Below are 19161 nucleotides of genomic sequence, written 5' to 3' on the forward strand. Positions count from 1 at the left end.
CTCCTGCCCCAGCCCGCCGGCTGATCCTCAGTTCAGCACCCCGGCTGAATACGTACCCTACAAGTTCAGCCGCCAGCCCACCGGCGACATCCTCGCGATCGACCGCATCAAGGAGATCCGCGAGGGCATCCGCCACGGCGTGCGCAAGGTCAACATCGACACCGACATCCGGCTCGCGATGACCGGTGCGATGCGCCGCGCGATAACGCGCGACCGGGGCGAGTTCGACCCGCGCAAGTTCCTGAAGGACGCGACGGTCGCGGCGCGAGATTTGTGCATCGAGCGCTTCGAGGCGTCCGGGTGCGGGGGGCAGGGGAAGAAGGCCCGGCCTGCCCCCGGCGGGCTTCACTGAGCCCGCAGAGGGCAGGGACCCGGATCAGCTTCCGGCGACGGCGAGAGGTGGGCTCCGGCAGAGCCCTTCAGGCTGCAGTCGCGGATTTTTGCTGCGTCAGTTTTGTTCAGCAGGATTCGATCTGCCCGTCTCCCCAGGGGAAATTTCCCTCAGGTTCCATGATTACCTTCTGATTCGAGCTCGGTCGTGCCGTTGGTCTGCATGAGGGAATTTCCGAGCCAGGATTCACCATCTGTCCCGCGGAAGGTCAGAGGCTGGACTGGCAGTTGTCCGGGTTCGGGTTCTGCCGGGTCGGGGTTGGAAATTGAAGTGTATTTTCTCTTATGTTGACATCGGTGCGGTCATCATAGGTTTGTATCTGTCCTTCTGGTACAGTGTAGCCCCCTTCCAAGATGGCGCTTGTATAGGTCACTTCCCTCAGGCAGAGCTTCCGGTTGCCGCCGCTGAGGCACTTTTGCGCAGCCTCCGTGGGGCTTGCGGCGGGTGGCCCGGCCTCCAGAGAGGCAGTCACTTGTCCATTCAAGCCACTGCTGTAATCTCCTGTTGCAGTCAGGTTCTGATCCGTTACTTGAAACGGTTGACCATGTGGCCTTTGATTGCCGTTATTAAAGCACTGATAGATTGCTGTCGCAGAAGCAGTCAGTAGGTAACTCCTCTCCGTGCTGTTCCCGAGTCCCGCCTCCTTGAAATTAACTACCAAGGCGCCGTCATTGTCGATGCTCCCGTTCGCAAAAATGAAATGTGGGTTCGCTGCCCATGCGCTTACTGCCGTCACGCAGGCAATCGCCGGCAATGTGAAATGACGAAGCATAATATCCTCCAGATAGGAAAAAGAATCAGGTCGGTGCACGAAGGCGCCGGCAGGTGGCTTCATGTTTTTGAAGCCGCGATTGATTCTTTGTCTGCTTCACAAGCGCAGCAAGCAATAGGCAAGACGTTCACAGGGTATTGGATGTCATGCGGAGGAAGTTATATTTTCCCATTGGATTGATATGTCTCTAATGCAGGATTTTCTTGGGGGAAACACCCGTGTTCATAAGGGCGATGGCAAGGTGTTAGGCCGAGAAAAGAATGCATTTTCGTAATTGGTTTTGGTGTCTAAATTTCTGGCAGTAGAGATATCTGCTCGATAACAACTGCTCAAGGAAAGGGAACTACCCAAATGGGTAATAGCAATTCCGATTGCTTATGTTCCATGATCGACCGATAGGTCGAGTGGAAAACGCCGGGAAGCGTTCCGTTCCATCCATTCCCTCCAAATCCCGGTCAGGTAATCCGACGCGTAAAAGTTTGTTCGGTGCGTGGGAAGGAGAAATGTCGAGCGGTTCGACCGAGGGTTTTCCCGGAAGCTCTGGGGAGGTTGGGAATCGAGAGGAACTGGAAAAGACCCCCGCCCGAGGCGGCCACGCTTCCCAAGAAGCTCACGCCTCCAGGATGCGCCATCCCCGTTGGAGAGCCAGCGCCCTCAGCCGCGCATCCGGCCGCACCGCCATCGGATCCGTCACCGCCTCCAGCAACGGCAGGTCGCTCGCCGAGTCGGAGTAGAACCAGCTGCGCTCGAAGTCTTCGAGGCGCAGCCCGGCCTGCGCCAGCCAGCGGTGCACCCGCGCGACCTTGTGCTCGCGCCAGCAGGGCTCGCCGTCGATCTCGCCGCTGTAGCCGCCGTCCGGCGTGGCGAGGCAGGCGGATTCGGTCGCGAGCACGTGCCGGATGTCGAACAGCCGCCCGAAGGGCTCGGCGATGAAGCGGGTGGTCGCGGTGACGAGCGCGCAGAGATCGCCGGCCTCGCGGTGGCGGCGCACCAGTTCCTGCATCCCGGGGACGAGCCGCGGCGCGACCGCGGCCTCGAACTCCGCGGCCCAGGCCGCGACGGTGCTGCGCGGATGCGCGCCGAGCGGGGCGACCGTCGCGCGGTGCAGCGCGCGGATGTCGAGCCGGCCCTCGACGTACTGCCGGCAGTGCGACAGGTAGAGCTCGTCCGCGTCCGGCGGCAGCACGCCGCGCCCGACCAGGAAGCCGGTCCAGGCCATGCCGCTGTCGAAGGGGATCAGCGTGTGGTCGAGGTCGAAGAGGGCGAGCCGCATCGGCTCAGTCGTACTTGAGATACCTGAAGCGCGGGTCGTCCGGCGTGCCCTCCAGCGGCGAGCCCTCGTCCCGCCCCGGCTGCCAGCCGACCACCTCCTCGATCTTCGCCGCCAGTGCGAAGTCCTTGTCGGTCACGCCCTTGGCCGCGTGGTTCATCAGCTTCACGGTCACGAAGGCGTAGGACACGGTCAGGTCCGGGTGGTGCCAGGCCGCCTCGGCGAGGTGGCCGACGGTGTTGACCACCATCAGCGTGCTCTTCCAGCCGCTCGTCCTGTACTTGCGGCGGATCCAGCCGTCCTCGAAATACCACTGCGGCAGCTCCGCCTTCAGCCGCGCCTCGATCTCCTCGGGGGAGTAGACCTCGTCGGAGCCCGTCTTCCTGCGCCATTGGGATTGCGTCATCGCACACCTCCTTGCCGAATCAGTGCGGCTGCAGCTCCGCCGCCGCCTCGAGCAGCTGCGCGGGCAGCGCGCCGCGCAGCGCATTGCAGACCACGATGCCTTGCGCGCGCGCGAGCTCCTCGCGCCGGATCGTGCGCTCGCCGGCCTGCCAGCGCGGGTCGGCCAGCAGCCGCGCGCGCATCGTGCCGGGCAGCACGCCGTCGGCGAGCGGCGGCGTCCACCAGCGGCCGTCGAGCTTCACGAAGACGTTGCTGCGCCCCCCTTCGGTGAGCCGCCCGTCCGCGGTGAAGAACAACGTGTCGAAGGCGCCCCGGCGCTCGGCCTCGCGCACGCCGGCGTCGTAGTCGTCGCGCAGCGTCGTCTTGTGCGCGGCGAAGACGGCGGAACGGCGCACCGGCGCGGCCGACAGCAGCAGCCGCACCGGCCCCGCGGGCAGCGGCGCGAGTTCGGCGCTCGTGATCTGCAGGCGGCCGTCGTGCGACAGCGCGAGGCGCACGCGATGCCCGGGCCCGGGGCGCAGCGCGGCCGCATGCGCGGCCAGCCCTGCCCCGGCCTCGTCGCGATCGAGGCGGAAGCCCAGCGCCGCGGCGCTCGTGGCGAGGCGGTCCAGGTGCTGCGCCACGTGCTGCAGGCGGCCCTCGCGATCGGCGAGCAGCGTCTCGAAGATCTGGAAGCCGGGGTCCAGCCCGGTGAGGAAGCGGGCCTTCAGCCGGCATTCGTCGAACTCGGCGTCCGGCTCGCTGTCGAGCACGATGCCGGCCCCGACGCCCAGCCGCGCCGGCCGCAGCCCGTCCGCGTCCGCGGCGCCGAGCGTCAGCGTGCGGATCGCGACCGACAGGCAGAAGTCGCCGCAGCGCGCGCCGTCCTGCGGCGCGTCGATCCAGCCGATCGAGCCGGTGTAGAGGCCGCGCGGCGTGCTCTCGAAGTCCGCGATCAGCTCCATCGTGTGGTGCTTCGGCGCGCCGGTGATCGAGCCGCAGGGGAAGGTCGCGCGCAGCAGCTCCGGGAAGCTCATCCCGACGGCGAGCTCGGCCTGCACGGTGGAGGTCATCTGCAGCACCGTCGCGTGCGACTCGACCGAGAACAGCGCCGGCACTTTCACCGAGCCGGTGCGCGCGATGCGTCCCAGGTCGTTGCGCAGCAGGTCCACGATCATGAGGTTCTCGGCGCGGTTCTTCACGTCGGCGGCGAGCCAGCGGGCCGTTTCCTCGTCGCGCGCCGCGTCGCCGCTGCGCGGCGCGGTGCCCTTCATCGGCCGCGCGGTCAGCACGCCGGCCTCGTGGCGCAGGAAGAGCTCGGGCGAGCAGGACAGCACGTACTGCGGCGCATCGTCGCCGTCCACCGGCAGCGAGATGAAGGCGCCGTAGGGCACCGGCTGGCGCGCGCGCAGCCGGCGGTAGAGCGCGGCCGGGCTGCCGTGCGCGCGGCCGTCGATCCGGTAGGTGTAGTTCACCTGGTAGGTTTCGCCGGCGCGGATCGCCTCGTGGATGCGGTGGATCGCGGTGCAGAAGCCGTCGCGATCGACGCTGTCCTCGAGGTCGAGCACGCCGGCCGGGCCCGGCGCGTCGCGCGCCCCGTCGAGCGAGCGCAGCCAGTCGTCCACCTGCTCGCACGACAGGGGCTGCAGCGTGCGGAACATCAGCACGCGCAGCGCCGAGGCGTCGTCGGCGGGCAGCGCCCGCTCGCCGGCGCCGAGCAGCTTCGCGCCCCATTCGTAGTCGGCCAGCACCACCGCGTGCAGCCCCTCGCGCTGGTCGGCCTCGACTGCGGCCCAGGTGGCGTCGAGCGTCGCCGGGTCGGTGCAGCGGTGCTCGCGCACGAAGCCGGTGTAGAAGCGGCTCGCCGGCCGCGCGGGGCTGGCGTCGCGGTCGTCGAGCAGGGCGAAGACAGGGGGCGGAAGGCTCGTCATGGCGGACATCGTGAAGGGCCGAGATTCTCACATCGCGCGGCCTCGCGTGCCGCGCCGCGCGAAGACCCGGCTCGCGTCAGCTCCAGTCGTCCATGTCGTGCTTGATCCTGTGGCGGTTCGCGATCAGCTCCTCCACCGAGGGCTCGTTGGCGAGCGCGCGGCGGATCGCGAGCTTGGTGGCCTCGTAGTTGGTGCGGTACATGTCCTTCTTGTCTAGGTTCGGGTCCTTGGCGCAGCGCGGGTCGATCCACACCAGGCTGATGATGCACAGCTCGTTGGCCAGCTCCTTCGGGATCACCCCCTCGATCAGGCAGTCCACCACCGCGTCGGCGGTGGCCGACTGCACCACGCCGCCGAACAGGTCGATGTTGGCCATGTCCTTGAGCGTGACCTTGGGCACCACCATCGTCGCCGGGCGCACCAGCTGGTTGCAGGCGCGGATCGCGAACATCGCGGTGTGGCCCTTGCTCTGCGCCATCATGTTCGCGAAGGCCTGGCCCACCGGGCCGTCGGTGCGGCCGATCAGGATCTCGGGCATCGCGTCGGTGTACTGGCCCTCGGCCGCGAGGACGGTGGCTTCGCCGGCATGGAAGAGATAGTTCTGGCTCATGGTCTTTTTCGGATCGGAGAGGTGGGAAGGGAAAAGGGGTTCAGGCGGGCAGCAGCAGCTCGCCCCGGCCGCCGACCGCGAGGTCGCCGGCGTGGCGCCGCAGGCGCCGCCGCGGCAGGGATTCGAAGGGGCCGCCGAGCCGCGCCAGGTCGCGCGCGATCAACTGCCAGGCGACCTCGAAGTTCGCGCCGGTCTCGGCGAAGGTGGGGGAGATCGGGGGGACGCTGCCCGCGCAGACGATGCTGCCGCGGCGCATCCCCCAGGCGCAGTGCGCGCCGACGCGGCCGGCGACGGCGATGGTGCCGGCGACCATGCGCGAGCCGAGGAAGTCGCCCGCATCGCCGAGCACCGCGGCGGTGCCGCGGCGCATGCGGTCGCCGAAGCGCTCGCCGGCATGGCCGCGCACGAGGAGCAGCCCGCCGCGCATGCCGTCCATGCTGCCGGGAAGGGCCCCCGCGGCGAAGTCGCCCACGCTGCCGGCGACTTCCAGCCGGCCGCCCGCCATCTCGCAGCCGGCGTACATCCCGGCGTCGCCGTGCACGCGGATCTCGCCCGCGCTCATGCCGGTGCCGACATGGTCGCCCGCCGCGCCGCGCACCTCGATGCGGCCGCCCGCGAGCTGCCAGCCGATGCGGTCGAAGCGCGAGAAGTCTCCGTCGAGCACCAACGTGCCGGTGTCCTCGCCGCCAGCGACGACGCGGCAGAACTCGGCCAGCGGCACCATCTCGCGTCCGCAGGGCACCGCCAGGCGCTCGATCTCGCCGGCCGGCATCCCGGCCAGCCGCGCCGGCTGCACCGCGCGCAGATCGACCCGCAGCGCGGGCGCCTGCTTCATGATCAACATACATGCGCTCATTGCCCGCTCCCCTCGCGCATCAGTTCGCGCAGATGAAAGTGGAAGGGGCCGAGCTTGCCGCCGTAGTTGCCGGCGCCGATGCGCAGCAGCCCGGCCCCGGCGCCCGGCGCGTGCGGGCCGACGAGCGCGAGCATGCCGGCGCGCATCGCGCGCGCCACGTCCACGTCGCTCAGGCCGTCGATGACGATCTCCATCACGCAGCCGACCTCGGGCGTCAGCACGCTGCGCGGCACGAGCGCCGTCAGGCTCGGGCAGTAGGCCTCGTTGGTCGAGGCGCTCAAGGATCTGTACTTGCTGCCCACCTTGGAGCCCGAGCGCACCACGCCGCCGGGGAAGGGCATGATGACGTTGGGCACCTGGCGCATCGCCGCGACCGCGGTCTCGGCCGCCAGCAGTGCCGCGTCGGTGTCGCGCGCGAGCAGCAGCAGGTTGCCGCCGCCCACGCCCTTGGTGACCGCGGTGGTCTCCTGCCCGACGAACTCGCCGTCCATCACCGGCACGCGCCAGTAGCGCACGCCGTCGATGACTTTCGAGATCTGCCAGCCGTCGCCGAAGAAGCGCAGGTTCTTCGCGAGCGGAATCGCCTCGCCCTCCGACAGGCCGGCGTAGACGGCGGTGGTCGGGCAGGTCAGCACGCACTGGCCGACGCGGCGCTCGACCTGCTTCGCGAGCTCCTTGCCGGACATCGAGAAGAACAGCAGCGCGACGCCGGGGCGGCCGTCGGGCGTCTCCTCGGGGGAGAGCTCCCGCTCGATGCCGGCCTCGCAGCCGCAGGCGATCACGGAGGTGGCGAAGCCGGTGGCGGCCAGCGCCGCGTTGCGGGCCCAGGCGGGGGTGTGCGCGGTGACGACGAGCCGCGTGGCCTTCATCGGGAAGGCCTCCGCGAAGCTGTCGTCGATCTCGACGCCGTTCATCTGCATGCAGGGTGCTCCTTCAGGCGGTCGTGTCGAGCTGCTGGAAGCACTCGGTCGGCAGCAGCCTGCCGCCGCGGCAGCAGCCGCACAGCTCGTCCTCGCCGATCGCGGCGTGCGCGGGGTTGACCGTCAGGTGGCGGCGCGCGTAGTCGGCGAGCGTGCGCTCGATGCCGCGGTCGAACTCCGGCGTCGCGAAATGCGTGCCGCCCACCGGCGTCGCAACGACGCGGCCGGCGCGCGCGACGAGCTCCCCGTCCTTGAACACGAGCTCCGGCGTCGCGAACATCGCCTCGGCGTCGGCGTCCTCGCGGTACACGGCGATGTCGGCCGCCGCGCCCGCGCCGAGGTGGCCCTTGTCGCGCAGGCCGAGCAGCCGCGCGGGGCCGGCGCGCGTCAGGATCGCGATCTCGTAGAGCGTGAGCTCGCGGCGGATCTCGCGCAGCGCGGCGGTGGCAGCGACATCCGGGTGGAGCTTCGCGAGCTGCTCGTCGCGGAAGGTCTTGTCCATCAGCAGCCGGATCAGGTGCGGGTAGCTGCCGAAGGGGCCGCCGTTGGGATGGTCGGTGCTCAGCACCACGCGCCAGGGGTCGTCGATCAGCAGGAAGAGCTCGAGCCCGATCGCCCACTGCAGCGCGTTGACGTGGCTCTGCTCGCGGTAGCGGAAGGGCACCACGCCGCAGCCGGCGTCGCACTCGATGTCGGCGGCGCCCCACTTGCGCGGGTGCGCCACGCCCGAGTTCACGTGCTGGCGCATCGTGTCGCCCGAGGCGGTGACGGTCTGGCCGAACATCACCTGGCCGACGTCGACCGAGACGTTGCGGTGCGCGTTGACGGCCTCGGCGAGCTGCAGCGCTGCCGACGAGAACTTCAGCGGGCCCTCGGTGCCGTAGCTGTGGAACTGCACGTGCGTCAGGTGCCCGGGCAGGCCCTCGAGCGCGTCGATGGTCGCGAGCGTGGACGCGATGTTGCCCGCGACGCCCAGGTTGCTCGCGTGGATGTGCAGCGGGTGCGGGATGCCGAGCTCGGTCATCGCTCGAGCCAGCGTGTGCAGCACCTTGCGCGGCGTGACCTGCCAGTGCGCATGGCCCTCGTCCACGTCGAGGCGGCGCTGGTTGAACTTGAAGGCGGAGATGCCGCCCGGGTTCACCACCTTCACGCCCATCGCCTTGGTGGCGTTGACGGTCCAGCCGACGTAGTCGCGGATGCGCCTGAAGTCCTCGCCGCGCGCGAGCATCTGCAGGAACAGCTCGTCGTTGCCCATCATCACGTAGGCGCCGTGGTCGAGGATCGGGATGTCGCCCATCTCGAGGTGCGTATGGCGCGCGTTGCTCGCCGCCATCGCCGGCTCGAAGGCGCTGGTGTAGCCCATCTCGATGTAGCGGTAGCCGGTGGCGAGCGTGCCGGGCGAGCAGATGCCGCACGACGCCAGCTCCAGCGGGTTGGACGGCAGCGGCACCGGCTCGCGGCCGGCGCGGTGGTCCTCGGGCAGCATCGTGCGCGCGAGGTTCATCTTGCCGCCGCCGATGTGGGTGTGCATGTCGATGCCGCCGGCCATCACGATGCAGTCGGCGATGTCGAAGGTCCGGTCGACCGGCTCGTCGGGGCGCAGCTCGACGATGCGGCCGTCGCGCACGCAGAGATCGCGCCGCTCGCCGTCGACGCCGTTCGCCGGGTCGTAGAGGCGGCCGCCGCGCAGGCGAAGGGTGCTCATGCGGGCCTCCCGGCATCGAGCCGCTGGTTCAGCAGCGTGAGGACCTCGGCGACGGTGGGCAGCGCGTCCTGCCACAGAGGCGTAAGCGGCAGCACGACGGCGCCGTCGGTGCGGAACAGGTGGCCGGCCGCGCCGATGCCGGGCGTCGCGACCGGGATGAAGACGCTCCCGTCCTCGTGCGGCAGCGGCAGCGCCGGATGGCCGAGCACGATCCGGGGCAGGCGCAGCGCCGGCGGGACCAGCCCGGGCCCGAAGCTCGACACCCACAGCAGCAGGTCGACCGAGCCCTCGTCGAGCAGGCGCTGCGCGTCGAAGCGCTCCGGCTCGTGCTCCAGCCCGAGCGGCCCGGCCTTCGTGCGCAGCGGCAGGCCCGACAGCCAGGTCCAGGCCTGGTTCACTGCGTAGGCGCCGTCGCTGCCGCCCAGCGAGAAGCCGGCGGCGCGGGTGTGGCGGTTGAGCGTGCCGACGAGCTGGTGCACGCCCTCGGCGACGAGCGCGCCGTGGCGCGGCAGCCGGCCCGCCTCCCAGACGATCACCGCGTAGCTCGCGGCGCGCAGCCGTTCGGCCAGCGCCGCGAGCGGGGCCGAGGCGCGCGGCACGGGGCGCTGCGCGACCAGCGCGTTGAGCACCGCGAGTGTCTCGAACAGCTCGCCCTGCAGCGGGACCGATTCGCTCCCGACGCCGGCCAGCCCGTCGAGCGCCGGATCGGCGGCCGCGCCGACGAAGGCGAGGTGCCGTGCCGGCAGCAGCTCCTCGCCGATGCCGCAGCGGCGGAAGAACTCGGGGTAGTGCTCGCTCGGTTGCGTGCCGAGGCAGACGATCAGGTCGGCGCGGTTGCGGATCTCGGCGAGCGTCGTGTAGTGCACGCCCCGGTCCTGCTGCGCGCGCACCGCGTGCATCAGCGCACGGCCGTGGGCGTGGTCGGCGATCGCGCCGCTGCGCGCCGCGAGCCGGTACAGCGCCCGGCCGCCCGCCACGTCGGTGGCGAGCCCGCCGAACAGCGGGCGGCGGCTGCGCGCGAGCCACTGCGCCGCGGCGTCGAGCGCCTGCTCCAGCGGCACCGGGGCGCCGTGCAGCCGCGCCGTCGCGGCCGTCGCGGGCCCGTTGGCGAAGTGACTCAGCCCGTGATGCGCGCGCGGGCAGTCGCTGCCGACCAGCCGCGGCGGGCGGGTCGGCTCGACGCCGAAGGCGTCGCAATGCAGCGAGCAGAAGGGGCAGGTCCAGGGGCTCGCGACCGGGTCGGCCGGGGTCGGGAGCGGGGCGCGGATGTCGTCCATGGCCGCGCCCGGACGCAATCGATGTGCCATGCCGCCCCGCCGGTGGGATGCGTGCCGCGCGCAGGGGCGGCGTGCCGCCGCGGCCACAGTCTGTGCGGGGCGGGGCGGCCACACTGCACCGCCGCTGCAACACTGTGTGACGCGCGCCGGCGGCACGCGCTGCGCCGTCCCGGCGCCGCCCGCGCGGCAGCGATGGCACGGTTCGTGTTTGGCCCGGGGCATGAACCCCCGAGCACCGACGATCCGGACCGCGCGACCGCCGCGGCTTCAGCCCGCGCGCGGCAGCCGCAGGTCGTGCAGCGCGCTGGCAACCAGCCAGGCGTCGGCGCCGGCCGCTTGGGCGGCCCGCAAGTCGGCCGCGTCGCGGATGCCGCCCGCGCCGACGAGCTCCGCGTGCGGCGCGTGCCGGCGCACCTCGGCGAGCGTGTCCAGGTCCGGCCCGGCGTCGCTGCCGACGCGGTCGAGCGTCATCACGATCAGCCGCTGCGGCCACAGCCCGGGCCGGGTCCAGCAGCCGCCCGGGTCGAGCGGCCGCTCGTGGCGGCGGTCGAGCGACAGCACGCCCGCGGCGGGCGGCGCCATGCAGCGCGCGAGCGCCTCGGGCGAGGCGAGCGACTCGCTGCCGAACACCGGCACGACGCGTTGCGCCTCGGGGCCGAGCGCGGCGAGCAGGGACTGCGCCGCGTCGCGGTCGGCGAAGCCGGCGTCGATCCAGAACTCCACGCCGGGCAGCTGCCGCAGCAGGCGCGCGAGCAGCGCGGCCTGCGGCGCGCCGCCGAGCAGCCCGTCGAGGTCGGCGACGTACAGTCGGCGCGCGGCGCAATGGGCCAGCAGCGTCGCGGCCACCTGCCGCGGCTCGCTGCTGCCGCACAGCGGCGACTCGATGGGGCGGTAGGTGGAACGTTCGCCCTTGAGCGCGCGCACCACCTGGCCGGCGAGCAGGTCGATGACGGGAATGATTTGCATGGGGCGACGGGCAGGGCGATGAAACGGACGATCCTGGTCTACGAACACCTGAGCGCCGGCGGCGACGGGGCCGATCCGCAGCTGCGGGACGAGGGCGCGGCGATGCGCGACGCGATTGTGGCGGGTCTCGCCGCCTGCCCGGACGTGCTCGTGTGCCTGGCGGAGCCCGCCACGGCCGGGGCGCCGGTCGCGGGCACCGCGGCCCCGCGCGCCGGCGAGTCGATGCCCGACTTCGTCGGGCGCGAGGCGCGGCGGTACGACCGGGTCTGGGTGGTGGCGCCGGAGACGGACGGGCTGCTCGCCGAGTTCTGCCTGCGCGTCGATCCGGCGCGCTGGATCGGCTGCGACGCGGCCGCGGTGCAGCTCGCGACGAGCAAGCGCGCGACGCTCGCGCACCTTGCGCGCCACGGCCTGAACACGCCGCTGGACTTCGAGCGCGCCGCCGACGTGACGCGCTGGGTGGTGAAGCCCGACGACGGCGCCGGCGCGGTGGACACCCGCGTGCATGCGAGCTTCGACGCGGCGCTGGCCGCGGCCTCGCAGCGCCGCGACGCCGGGCGGCCGGTCTCGCTCGAGCCCTGGGTGCCGGGCGAGGCGCTGAGCCTGTCGCTGCTGTGCGGGGGCGGCCGCCCGGTCGAGCTGCTGAGCGTCAACCGGCAGCGCATCGTCGTGGACCCCTGGGGCTCGGTGTCGCTGGTCGGGCTGGACCTCGACGCGATCGCACCGGCCTCGCCCCGCGGCCGCGAGCTCGGCCGGGTCGCGGCGCAGGTGGCGCGGGCGATGCCCGGGCTGCGCGGCTTCGTCGGCATCGACCTGGTCTGGCACGCGCGGCGCGGCCCGGTGGTGATCGAGGTGAACCCGCGTGTCACGAGCGCCTTCGTCGGGCTGTCGCAGCAGCTCGGGCGGCCGCTCGCGGCCGAGATCCTCGCGCGCTGCTGTCCCGGGGAGGCGAGCGATGCCGCGGCCTGAGCTCTCCGTCGCCGCGGACGCGCCGGCGGTGCTCGGCTGGGACGTCGGCGGCGCCCACGTGAAGGCCTGCCTGCTGCAGGGCGGCCGGGTGCGCGACGTCGTGCAGTGGTCCTGCCCGCTGTGGCAGGGCCTGGAGCAGCTCGACCGGGTGCTGGCGCAGGCCGCCGCGCGCTGGCCGGGGCTGGACCATGCGGCGCATGCGGTCACGATGACCGGCGAGATGGCCGACCTGTTCGAGCATCGCGAGGCGGGCGTGACGCGGATCGCGCAGCGCATGACGACGCTGCCCGGTGCCGGCTGGCACTTCCACGCCGGGGACGCCGGCTGGTGCGGGCCGGATCGGGTGGGGGCGAGCTGGGAGGCGATTGCCTCGGCCAACTGGCGCGCCACGGCGCGGCTTGCGGCGCGCGCCGTCGGCGACGGCGTGCTGGTCGACATCGGCAGCACCACCTGCGACCTGATCCCGCTGCGCGGAGGCCACGATGCGGCGCAGGGCGCCACCGACGCGGCGCGGCTCGCCAGCGGCGAGCTGGTCTACCACGGCGTGGTGCGCACGCCGCTGTGCGCGCTCGCGCGCCGGATCCCCTTCGGCGGCCTGCGCCGCAACGTGATGAACGAGTTCTTCGCCACCACCGCGGACGTCTACCGCCTCACCGGCGAGCTCGACCCCGCGCACGACCTCTACCCGCCGGCCGACGGCGGTGCGAAGGACGCCGCGGCAACGCGCCGGCGGCTCGCGCGCATGGTGGGGCTCGACGCGCGCGACGCCGACGACGCGCAGTGGCTCGCCTTCGCGCAGGCCTGGCGCGAGGAGCAGCTCGCGGTGATCGGCGCCGAGCTCGACCGGGTGATCGCGGCGGCCGGCGTGCCGGCCGGGGCGCCGCTGGTCGGCGCGGGCTGCGGCGACTTCCTCGCCGTCGAGCTCGCGGCGCGGCGGGGGCGGCCCGTGCGCCGCTTCGCCGACCAGCTCGCGGGCCTGCATCCGCAGGCCGACCCGGAATCGGGCCGCTGGGCCCAGGTGTGCGCGCCGAGCGTGGCCGTCGCGCTGCTGTTCCACCAGGAGATGCAGTGATGTGGGTCGTCAAGATCGGTGGCAGCCTGAACCGCGACGCGCTGCTGCCGCAGTGGCTGGAACTGCTCGGCACGCTCGGGCGCGGGCGCGTGGTGCTGGTGCCGGGGGGCGGCGCCTTCGCGGACGAGGTGCGCGCGGCGCAGCGGCACTGGTCCTTCGACGACGTGGCCGCGCACAACATGGCGGTGCTCGGCATGGCGCAGACGGCGATGCTGCTGCGGGGCCTCGCGCCCGCGCTGCAGCCGGTGCTGCGCGAGGCCGACTTCCGCAAAGTGCTGCGCCAGGGCGGCACCGCGCTGTGGATGCCGCTGCAGCTGCTGCGCGAGCAGGCGGACGAGCTGACGAGCTGGGAGGTCACGTCCGACAGCCTGGCGCTGTGGCTCGCGCGGCGGCTCAACGCCGAGCGCCTCGTGCTGGTGAAGTCCTGCGAGATGGATGCGGCCGCCTCCTTCGGCGAGCTCGCGCAGGCCGGCGCGCTCGACGGCCGCTTCGCCGCGCTGGCGGCGGACGCGGCCTTCCCGATCGAGCTGCTGCACCGCGGCGAGCTGGAGCGCATGCGCGCGCTGCTGATCGGCGAGCACGTCTGCGCGATGTGAGGCGGGCGCGGCCGGCGCGTCGGCGGCCGGCACGGCGAAAGGCGGGTCTGCTGCGGGGCTGCTGCGGCGGGGCTCAGCCGGCCGGCGCACCGCACAGCTGCGCGTGCAGCGCCTGCAGGCGCTGCGCGTCGAGCGCCCCGGTGCGCGCTCCGTCGCAGACCGCGCTGCGAAAGCCCGCAAAGTCCGGCGCCAGCTCCCGCAGCAGCGGCAGGTGGCCCATGCGCAGCGCGCCCGCCAGCCCGGCGAGCCTGCCCGAGCGCCGGCACCGTTCGACGAAGCCGTGCAGCGCCTCGCGCTCCAGGCAGTCGAACAGGCTGCCGGCGAGCTTGTCGGCGGTGTCGAGCATCAGCGCGGGGAAGGGGCCGGCGCAGGCCTGCTCGATCCGCGCCGCGTCGAGGCCCCGGTCCGCGATGAACACCGGCACCACGCGGCGGCCGCAGGCGGCGAGCGCCGACAGCACCGCCGCCGCGCCGGCCTCCTTGTCGATGCCGACCTTTACGTAGTCGACGCCGCAGTCCGCCACCGCGTCGACCTGCGCGAGGATCGCGGGCAGCTCGCCCATCGGCCAGTCGCCGATCGTCGCGCTGATCTCGCGGCGGCTGCCGCGCGCGCGCAGCGCGGAGACGATCTCCCGCACCCGCGCGTGCGGCAGGCCGCCGAGCGCGCCGGCCTGCGGCTCCTTGAGGTCGATCAGGTCCGCGCCCGCCTCGTCGGCCAGCAGTGCCTCCTCGACCGAGCGCACGCTCACCAGCAGCCGCGTCATGCCGCGACCCGGCGCAGGCGGTGTGCGGCGATCGCCTCGAGCAGCCAGCTCCAGGCCTCGCGCTCGGCCGGCCCGGCGGTCTTCTCGACCGCGATCTGCAGGTAGTGCATCTCGGTGTCGATCTTGTGCGCGGGCAGCATGTGCAGCCGGCTGACCAGCACCGCGGCCTCGATCACCGCCGCCTGCGCGCGGTTGAAGCCGGGGAAGCGGCCGTGCTGGGCCTCGTGCACGCGCTCCATCGTCAGCACCGGGCGCTGCGGGTCCTCGCGGTGCTCGGCGAGGCGCAGCTCGACGTGGCTCAGCGCGCAGGCCAGCCGCGCGCCGGGCACCTTCTCGGCCGGCAGCACCGGCCAGTCGCGGCGCCCCGTGACGCAGCCGGCGAACACGCGCGTGTCGGTGACCACGTTGAGCACCGCGTGGCCACCGGCGAGGATGTTGTCGAGCGTCGCCGAGGGCCGGAAGGGCATCAGCACCACCCGCTCGCCGGCGTAGCGCACGCCCATCGGCGCGACATGCGCGCGGCCCTGCGGCGACTGCGTCGTCACCACCGTCTCGAAGATCACGTCGTTCATGTCCCCTCCTTGCTGCGTCGAAGCGTGGTGCCGGGCGCGCAGTGCCCGGCGAGATCGTCGGGCGTGCGCTCGAACGCGCAGCCCCAGTCCAGCGGCTGGTCCTGCACGTAGCGCTTGCCGAGCTGCCACGCGATCTCGGCGCGCGCCAGCTCGACCCCCATGTAGAAGGCATGCGCCGCGTCGTTCTCGAGCCCGAGCCGCGGCCACAGCTCGAAGGCGTCCTGCGCCAGCCGCATGCCGTCGCGGTTGTAGACGTGCACGCCGAGCGGCGAGACCTGGACGCGGAAGTTCGGGTCGCGCACCGCCTCGGCGGTCTGCGCGATCTCCTCGGGCGTGTCGGGGTGCGGGTGCTTGGCGTGCACCGTCATCAGCTTGTCGGACAGGCCCTTGGGCAGCGTCTGCTGGCGGCGGGCGGCGTGCATCACGCGCCGCGCCCAGTCCGCCTCGCGCACCGCGCGGCGCGCGTGGCCGCTGACCTGCGTCGTCAGGATCGCGCGCACGTCGAGCTCGGCCGCGATGCCCAGCAGCACCGCGTTGATGCCGCTGGTGTCGGCCTCGGTCAGCTCGGTGACGTTGCCCACGCCCATCATGATCTCGACCTCCGGGCAGCGCTCGCGCAGGCGCTGGTAGCGGCAGATCGAGGCGGCGAGGCCGAAGGGGATCGGGTCGAGGATCGGGTCGGCGAGGAAGGGCCGAGCGCGCGCGCGCATCGCGTCGATCGCCGCGTGCAGCGAGGCCTCGTCGCCCGGCTCGCGCGGGATCAGCACCGGCGTGGCCCGCACCTCGTCGGCGATCCAGAGCGTGTCGACGGTGAGGCTCAGCAGGTAGTCGGCGCCGGCGCGCCCGCCGCGCAGCAGCTCCTGGGTGTCGAGCGAGTCGACGCTGACGCGCAGCCCCGCGTCCTTCAGCGCCCGCACGCTCTCCTCCAGGTGCGGGAAGGGCGTCTCCGGCAGGCAGCCGAGGTCGATCACGCCGGCGCCGTCGGCGGCGAGCGCCCGTCCCCGCGCGACGACCTGTTCGACCGTCAGGCGCGGCGCGTCGACGATCTCGGCGAAGATCTCGGTGCCGTACTCGCCCAGGTCCGCCGGCTTGTCGGCCTGCCTGAAGAAGCGCGGCAGGTCCTTGAGCTCCTCGGGGCCGCGCTGCACCGGGATGCCGTAGTGCGCGCTCAGCGCGTCCACGTCGCCGCGGCAGCGCCCCGGCACCAGCAGGCGGTCGGCGGCGATCGGCGCCGGCACGCGGCGGCGGATCATGTCGGCGGTCATCAGCGCCGCCACCTGCAGGCCGATCTCGCGCACCTCCCAGGTGAAGGGCGCGTCGTCGAGGCCCCGCAGCACGCGCTCGAGCCCCGGCTGGGCCAGCCGGCCGGTCAGGAAGACGATGTGTTCCATGCGCGGGACAGCTGTTGCAGCCGCGCGTGCAGCGCGGCCTCGAGCGCGGCGGGCGAGCACACCACCTCGCAGAAATCGATGCGGCGCAGCCGCTCGACGTTGTCGAGCTCGATCGCGCGGGGCTTGAGCGTCACCCAGTCGTGCGGCGACTTCGTCACGACTACCGGCTCCGTGTCGCACGCGAAGACGAGGCCCGGGATGCCGAGCTTGCCGGCCTGCGCGAACATGTTGGTCGGCAGCGTGTCCGAGATGCCGAAGGCACACTTGGCCACGGTGTTGCTCGTCGCGGGCGCCACCACCACCGTGTGGTAGAGGTCCTCGTAGAGCATGCCCACCGGCACCGAGCTCGCGCTCTTGTCGCGGAAGACGCGGAAGCGCTGCCTGAGCACCTCGAGCGTGAAGCCGTACTGCGGCAGCACCTCCTCGGCCGCGGCCGACAGGAACAGGTCCACGTCGGGCAGGCGCATCGCGAGCGCCATCGCTTCCTCGAGGTAGTGCCCCGAGCCGGTCACCGTCCAGGCGAAGCGCGAGCGCGCGGCGACCACGGGCTCGCGGGCCGTCGCGGGCGTCGCGCTGGCCTCAGGCGCGCGGCGTGACGGGGATCTGGAGCTTATGAAGTTTCCGGTAGAGGGTGTTGCGGCTGACATCGAGCGCCTTCGCGACGTTGCTCACGTTCCAGCGATGCTGCTCGAGCAGGCGCAGCAGCACCTGCCGTTCGTTCGACTGGATCACGTTGAGCCCGCTCGGCGCGGGCTCGGGGAGGGATTCGGGGATCGACGGCGCGGCCTCGGGCGCGGGCAGCTGCGGCGTCGCGAACGTGCCGGGGGCGGGCTGCGACGGCGCGGCGGCCGGGCTGCCGCCGGCGAGCGAGGGCAGCTGGGGCAGCCCGATCGGCTCGCCGTCGGACAGCGCGACCGCGGTGCGCAGCACGTGGCGCATCTGGCGCAGGTTGCCGGGCCAGGGATGCGCCATCAGCAGCGCCTCGGCCTCGGGCGTGAGCCCGGGCGCCTCGCCGCCGGCCTCCTCGCGCAGGATCTTCGCGATCAGCTCGCGGCGGTCGGCGCGCTCGCGCAGCGGCGGCAGGTGCAGCTCGATGCCGTTGAGCCGGTAGTACAGGTCCTCGCGGAAGCGCCCCTCGGCGACGAGCTCGGCGAGCTTGCGGTGGCTCGCAGACAGCAGCTGGAAATTCACCGCGTGCGTCTCCTCGGTGCCGAGCGGCGTGACCTGGCGCTCGTCGAGCACGCGCAGCAGCCGCGCCTGCAGATCGAGCGGCATGTCGCCGATCTCGTCGAGGAAGAGCGTGCCGCCGTCGGCCTGCAGGATCTTGCCGCGCCGCCCGCTGCGCTGCGCGCCGGTGAAGGCGCCGGCGCGGTAGCCGAACAGCTCGGCCTCGATCAGGCTCTCGGGCAGGCTCGCGCAGTTGACCGCGACGAAGGCGCCGCCGGCGTGGCCGCTGCGCTCGTGCACCGCGCGGGCGAACACCTCCTTGCCGGCGCCGGTCTCGCCGTGCAGCAGCACCGGCGTGTTGCGCGCGATCACGCGGCGCGCGGTCTCGAGGTGCGCGGCGAGGATCGGGTCGCCGCTCGTCGGCGCATGGGCCGAAGGCCGCAGCGGACGGGCCGCGGCGAGCCGGCGCGGCAGGGCGGCCGCGGCCCCGTCGCCCGCGGGCCGGCGCGCCACCGCGAAGAAGCGGTGCGCGCCGTTGACGCGGTAGGTCACCACCGGGTGGAAGGACGCGGCGCTGCTGCGCTCGACGATGTCGTCGAGCGTGGTCTCGAAGAAGTCGTCGATGCGGCGCTCGTTCAGCTCGGCGAGCGAGCGCACGCCGAGCTGGAACAGCGCGCTGCGGTTGGCGGCGAGGATGCGCCCGTCCTGCCCGAGCGCCAGGCGCCCTTCGTGCAGCGTGTAGACGAACTCGGGGCGGGTGTGGAAGTGCACCGGGTGCGCGTGGCGGAAGCGCCGGTCGAGCAGCCGGTTCTCGATCATGCGCGCGGTCATGTCGAGCAGCACCAGCACGTGCTGCTGCATCAGGTTCGAGCGGCTCGTGACGTCGAGCACCGCGGCCATGCGGCCCGACGGGTCGATGATCGGCACCGCCGAGCAGGTCAGCGACGTGAAGCGCGTGAAGAAGTGGTCCTCCTGGCGCACCGAGATCGGCCGCGCCGCGGCGAGGCAGGTGCCCATGCCGTTGGTGCCGGCCTCGGCCTCGCTCCACTTCGCGCCGACGTGAAAGCCCACGGGCTTGAGCTCGTCGGCGAACTCGGGCGAGGACACCATGTGCAGGATCACGCCGTCGGTGTCGGTGAGCACCACCGCGGACAGCGGGTCGGCGAGCTGCTGGAACAGCGTCGTCATCTCGTAGCGCGCGCACTCGATGACGTCGGCCATGCGCTCGCGGCGCTCGTCGAGCTCGTCGACGGGGCAGCTCGGCGGCCGCGGCGCGCGGTCGGGGTGCAGCCGGTAGTCCTGCAGGCAGCGCATCCAGGAACTGGCGACCACCTCGCTGATCTCGTCTGCGCGCACCCCGCGCTGCACGACGTCGAGGATGCGGTCGGTGTGCCTCGCGGGCACGGAGAGCGACTGGTTCATGTACTGCTCCGGAGTTCGCGTGCCGATGCTGGGGCACCGGTACGTGGGTCGATTTTCCATGATTGCCGACCTTTGCTGTACCGGGCATGCCCCCCCTCGGTGCCCGCTTCGGGGAGGGGGTTTTCCA

Annotated in this window: 19 protein-coding genes; 4 read left to right on the top strand and 15 right to left on the bottom strand. The window is 72.4% G+C overall.

From position 1 onward, the window contains the following. On the top strand, positions 1-352 hold a 352-nt coding region (locus D3A59_RS21195), incomplete at its 5' end, for a class II fructose-bisphosphate aldolase (protein ID WP_205665242.1). A 247-nt stretch (positions 353-599) separates the two neighbouring features. Here D3A59_RS21195 and D3A59_RS25555 read toward each other — a convergent pair. From D3A59_RS25555 to D3A59_RS21240, 10 genes are all read right to left on the bottom strand, one after another. After that, positions 600-1226, bottom strand: a complete 627-nt coding sequence (locus tag D3A59_RS25555) for a hypothetical protein (RefSeq protein ID WP_157991620.1) — start codon at positions 1224-1226, stop codon at positions 600-602. 547 nt (positions 1227-1773) lie between these two features. Then, complete coding sequence (locus D3A59_RS21200; RefSeq protein WP_119157321.1) at positions 1774-2436, bottom strand: HAD family hydrolase; 663 nt, start codon at positions 2434-2436, stop codon at positions 1774-1776. A 4-nt stretch (positions 2437-2440) separates the two neighbouring features. Beyond that, positions 2441-2839, bottom strand: a complete 399-nt coding sequence (locus D3A59_RS21205) for a 4a-hydroxytetrahydrobiopterin dehydratase (RefSeq protein WP_119157322.1) — start codon at positions 2837-2839, stop codon at positions 2441-2443. A 19-nt stretch (positions 2840-2858) separates the two neighbouring features. After that, positions 2859-4748 carry a bifunctional chorismate-binding protein/class IV aminotransferase gene (locus tag D3A59_RS21210; protein WP_205665243.1) on the bottom strand — a complete coding sequence of 630 codons (1890 nt, stop codon included), beginning with the start codon at positions 4746-4748 and terminating at the stop codon, positions 2859-2861. Between the two features lie 76 nt (positions 4749-4824). Next, positions 4825-5358 carry a formaldehyde-activating enzyme gene (fae, locus tag D3A59_RS21215; RefSeq protein WP_119157324.1) on the bottom strand — a complete coding sequence of 178 codons (534 nt, stop codon included), beginning with the start codon at positions 5356-5358 and terminating at the stop codon, positions 4825-4827. 40 nt (positions 5359-5398) lie between these two features. Beyond that, entirely contained in the window at positions 5399-6202 is an 804-nt protein-coding gene (locus D3A59_RS21220; RefSeq protein ID WP_240636160.1) for a formylmethanofuran dehydrogenase subunit C, read from the bottom strand. Positions 6203-6210: 8 nt separating this feature from the next. Then, positions 6211-7134, bottom strand: coding sequence for a formylmethanofuran--tetrahydromethanopterin N-formyltransferase (fhcD, locus tag D3A59_RS21225; RefSeq protein WP_119157326.1), 924 nt, complete (start codon positions 7132-7134; stop codon positions 6211-6213). Between the two features lie 13 nt (positions 7135-7147). Next, on the bottom strand, positions 7148-8839 hold the full coding sequence (locus tag D3A59_RS21230) for a formylmethanofuran dehydrogenase subunit A (RefSeq protein WP_119157327.1): 1692 nt from the start codon (positions 8837-8839) through the stop codon (positions 7148-7150). Continuing rightward, positions 8836-10116, bottom strand: coding sequence for a molybdopterin-binding domain-containing protein (locus D3A59_RS21235; protein WP_119157328.1), 1281 nt, complete (start codon positions 10114-10116; stop codon positions 8836-8838). The genes D3A59_RS21230 and D3A59_RS21235 overlap by 4 nt, the downstream gene beginning before the upstream one ends. A gap of 267 nt (positions 10117-10383) precedes the next feature. Beyond that, a complete protein-coding gene (locus D3A59_RS21240) occupies positions 10384-11082 on the bottom strand; it encodes a HisA/HisF-related TIM barrel protein (protein ID WP_119157329.1) in 699 nt (232 codons plus the stop codon). Between the two features lie 18 nt (positions 11083-11100). Between D3A59_RS21240 and D3A59_RS21245 the strand changes: the two genes are divergently transcribed. The 3 genes from D3A59_RS21245 to D3A59_RS21255 are packed head-to-tail and all read left to right on the top strand — an operon-like array spanning position 11101 to position 13719. Continuing rightward, positions 11101-12051: an ATP-grasp domain-containing protein gene (locus D3A59_RS21245; protein WP_119157330.1), complete on the top strand. Its 951-nt coding sequence runs from the start codon at positions 11101-11103 to the stop codon at positions 12049-12051. Continuing rightward, complete coding sequence (locus D3A59_RS21250) at positions 12038-13123, top strand: hydantoinase/oxoprolinase family protein (RefSeq protein ID WP_119157331.1); 1086 nt, start codon at positions 12038-12040, stop codon at positions 13121-13123. The genes D3A59_RS21245 and D3A59_RS21250 overlap by 14 nt, the downstream gene beginning before the upstream one ends. Next, entirely contained in the window at positions 13123-13719 is a 597-nt protein-coding gene (locus D3A59_RS21255; protein WP_119157332.1) for an amino acid kinase family protein, read from the top strand. Before D3A59_RS21250 ends, D3A59_RS21255 begins: the two co-directional genes overlap by 1 nt. A 73-nt stretch (positions 13720-13792) precedes the next feature. Here the strand turns inward: D3A59_RS21255 and D3A59_RS21260 are convergent, their stop codons facing one another. From D3A59_RS21260 to D3A59_RS21280, 5 genes are read right to left on the bottom strand one after another with little or no spacing between them, the layout of a single operon-like run. After that, a complete protein-coding gene (locus tag D3A59_RS21260; RefSeq protein WP_119157333.1) occupies positions 13793-14482 on the bottom strand; it encodes a (5-formylfuran-3-yl)methyl phosphate synthase in 690 nt (229 codons plus the stop codon). Then, the gene (locus D3A59_RS21265; protein ID WP_119157334.1) at positions 14479-15054 is read right to left on the bottom strand and encodes a DUF447 domain-containing protein; all 576 of its coding nucleotides are present in this window, start codon (positions 15052-15054) and stop codon (positions 14479-14481) included. The genes D3A59_RS21260 and D3A59_RS21265 overlap by 4 nt, the downstream gene beginning before the upstream one ends. Further along, positions 15051-16445, bottom strand: coding sequence for a DUF6513 domain-containing protein (locus tag D3A59_RS21270; RefSeq protein ID WP_119157335.1), 1395 nt, complete (start codon positions 16443-16445; stop codon positions 15051-15053). Before D3A59_RS21270 ends, D3A59_RS21265 begins: the two co-directional genes overlap by 4 nt. Next, positions 16424-16990, bottom strand: a complete 567-nt coding sequence (locus tag D3A59_RS21275; protein ID WP_240636161.1) for a flavoprotein — start codon at positions 16988-16990, stop codon at positions 16424-16426. Before D3A59_RS21275 ends, D3A59_RS21270 begins: the two co-directional genes overlap by 22 nt. A gap of 34 nt (positions 16991-17024) precedes the next feature. Next, positions 17025-19034, bottom strand: coding sequence for a sigma-54-dependent Fis family transcriptional regulator (locus tag D3A59_RS21280; RefSeq protein WP_119157337.1), 2010 nt, complete (start codon positions 19032-19034; stop codon positions 17025-17027). Positions 19035-19161: the final 127 nt, after the last annotated feature.

It is taken from the genome of Caldimonas tepidiphila (genome assembly GCF_003569765.1).
Lineage (GTDB): Bacteria > Pseudomonadota > Gammaproteobacteria > Burkholderiales > Burkholderiaceae_C > Caldimonas > Caldimonas tepidiphila.

What these genes read in the sequence shown, in the direction of transcription:
- D3A59_RS25555 (WP_157991620.1), bottom strand. Translation starts at nt 1,226, where the DNA reads ATGAAGCCACCTGCCGGCGCCTTCGTGCACCGACCTGATTCTTTTTCC.
- D3A59_RS21200 (WP_119157321.1), bottom strand. Translation starts at nt 2,436, where the DNA reads ATGCGGCTCGCCCTCTTCGACCTCGACCACACGCTGATCCCCTTCGAC.
- D3A59_RS21205 (WP_119157322.1), bottom strand. Translation starts at nt 2,839, where the DNA reads ATGACGCAATCCCAATGGCGCAGGAAGACGGGCTCCGACGAGGTCTAC.
- D3A59_RS21210 (WP_205665243.1), bottom strand. Translation starts at nt 4,748, where the DNA reads ATGACGAGCCTTCCGCCCCCTGTCTTCGCCCTGCTCGACGACCGCGAC.
- fae (WP_119157324.1), bottom strand. Translation starts at nt 5,358, where the DNA reads ATGAGCCAGAACTATCTCTTCCATGCCGGCGAAGCCACCGTCCTCGCG.
- D3A59_RS21220 (WP_240636160.1), bottom strand. Translation starts at nt 6,202, where the DNA reads ATGTTGATCATGAAGCAGGCGCCCGCGCTGCGGGTCGATCTGCGCGCG.
- fhcD (WP_119157326.1), bottom strand. Translation starts at nt 7,134, where the DNA reads ATGCAGATGAACGGCGTCGAGATCGACGACAGCTTCGCGGAGGCCTTC.
- D3A59_RS21230 (WP_119157327.1), bottom strand. Translation starts at nt 8,839, where the DNA reads ATGAGCACCCTTCGCCTGCGCGGCGGCCGCCTCTACGACCCGGCGAAC.
- D3A59_RS21235 (WP_119157328.1), bottom strand. Translation starts at nt 10,116, where the DNA reads ATGGACGACATCCGCGCCCCGCTCCCGACCCCGGCCGACCCGGTCGCG.
- D3A59_RS21240 (WP_119157329.1), bottom strand. Translation starts at nt 11,082, where the DNA reads ATGCAAATCATTCCCGTCATCGACCTGCTCGCCGGCCAGGTGGTGCGC.
- D3A59_RS21245 (WP_119157330.1), top strand. Translation starts at nt 11,101, where the DNA reads ATGAAACGGACGATCCTGGTCTACGAACACCTGAGCGCCGGCGGCGAC.
- D3A59_RS21250 (WP_119157331.1), top strand. Translation starts at nt 12,038, where the DNA reads ATGCCGCGGCCTGAGCTCTCCGTCGCCGCGGACGCGCCGGCGGTGCTC.
- D3A59_RS21255 (WP_119157332.1), top strand. Translation starts at nt 13,123, where the DNA reads ATGTGGGTCGTCAAGATCGGTGGCAGCCTGAACCGCGACGCGCTGCTG.
- D3A59_RS21260 (WP_119157333.1), bottom strand. Translation starts at nt 14,482, where the DNA reads ATGACGCGGCTGCTGGTGAGCGTGCGCTCGGTCGAGGAGGCACTGCTG.
- D3A59_RS21265 (WP_119157334.1), bottom strand. Translation starts at nt 15,054, where the DNA reads ATGAACGACGTGATCTTCGAGACGGTGGTGACGACGCAGTCGCCGCAG.
- D3A59_RS21270 (WP_119157335.1), bottom strand. Translation starts at nt 16,445, where the DNA reads ATGGAACACATCGTCTTCCTGACCGGCCGGCTGGCCCAGCCGGGGCTC.
- D3A59_RS21280 (WP_119157337.1), bottom strand. Translation starts at nt 19,034, where the DNA reads ATGAACCAGTCGCTCTCCGTGCCCGCGAGGCACACCGACCGCATCCTC.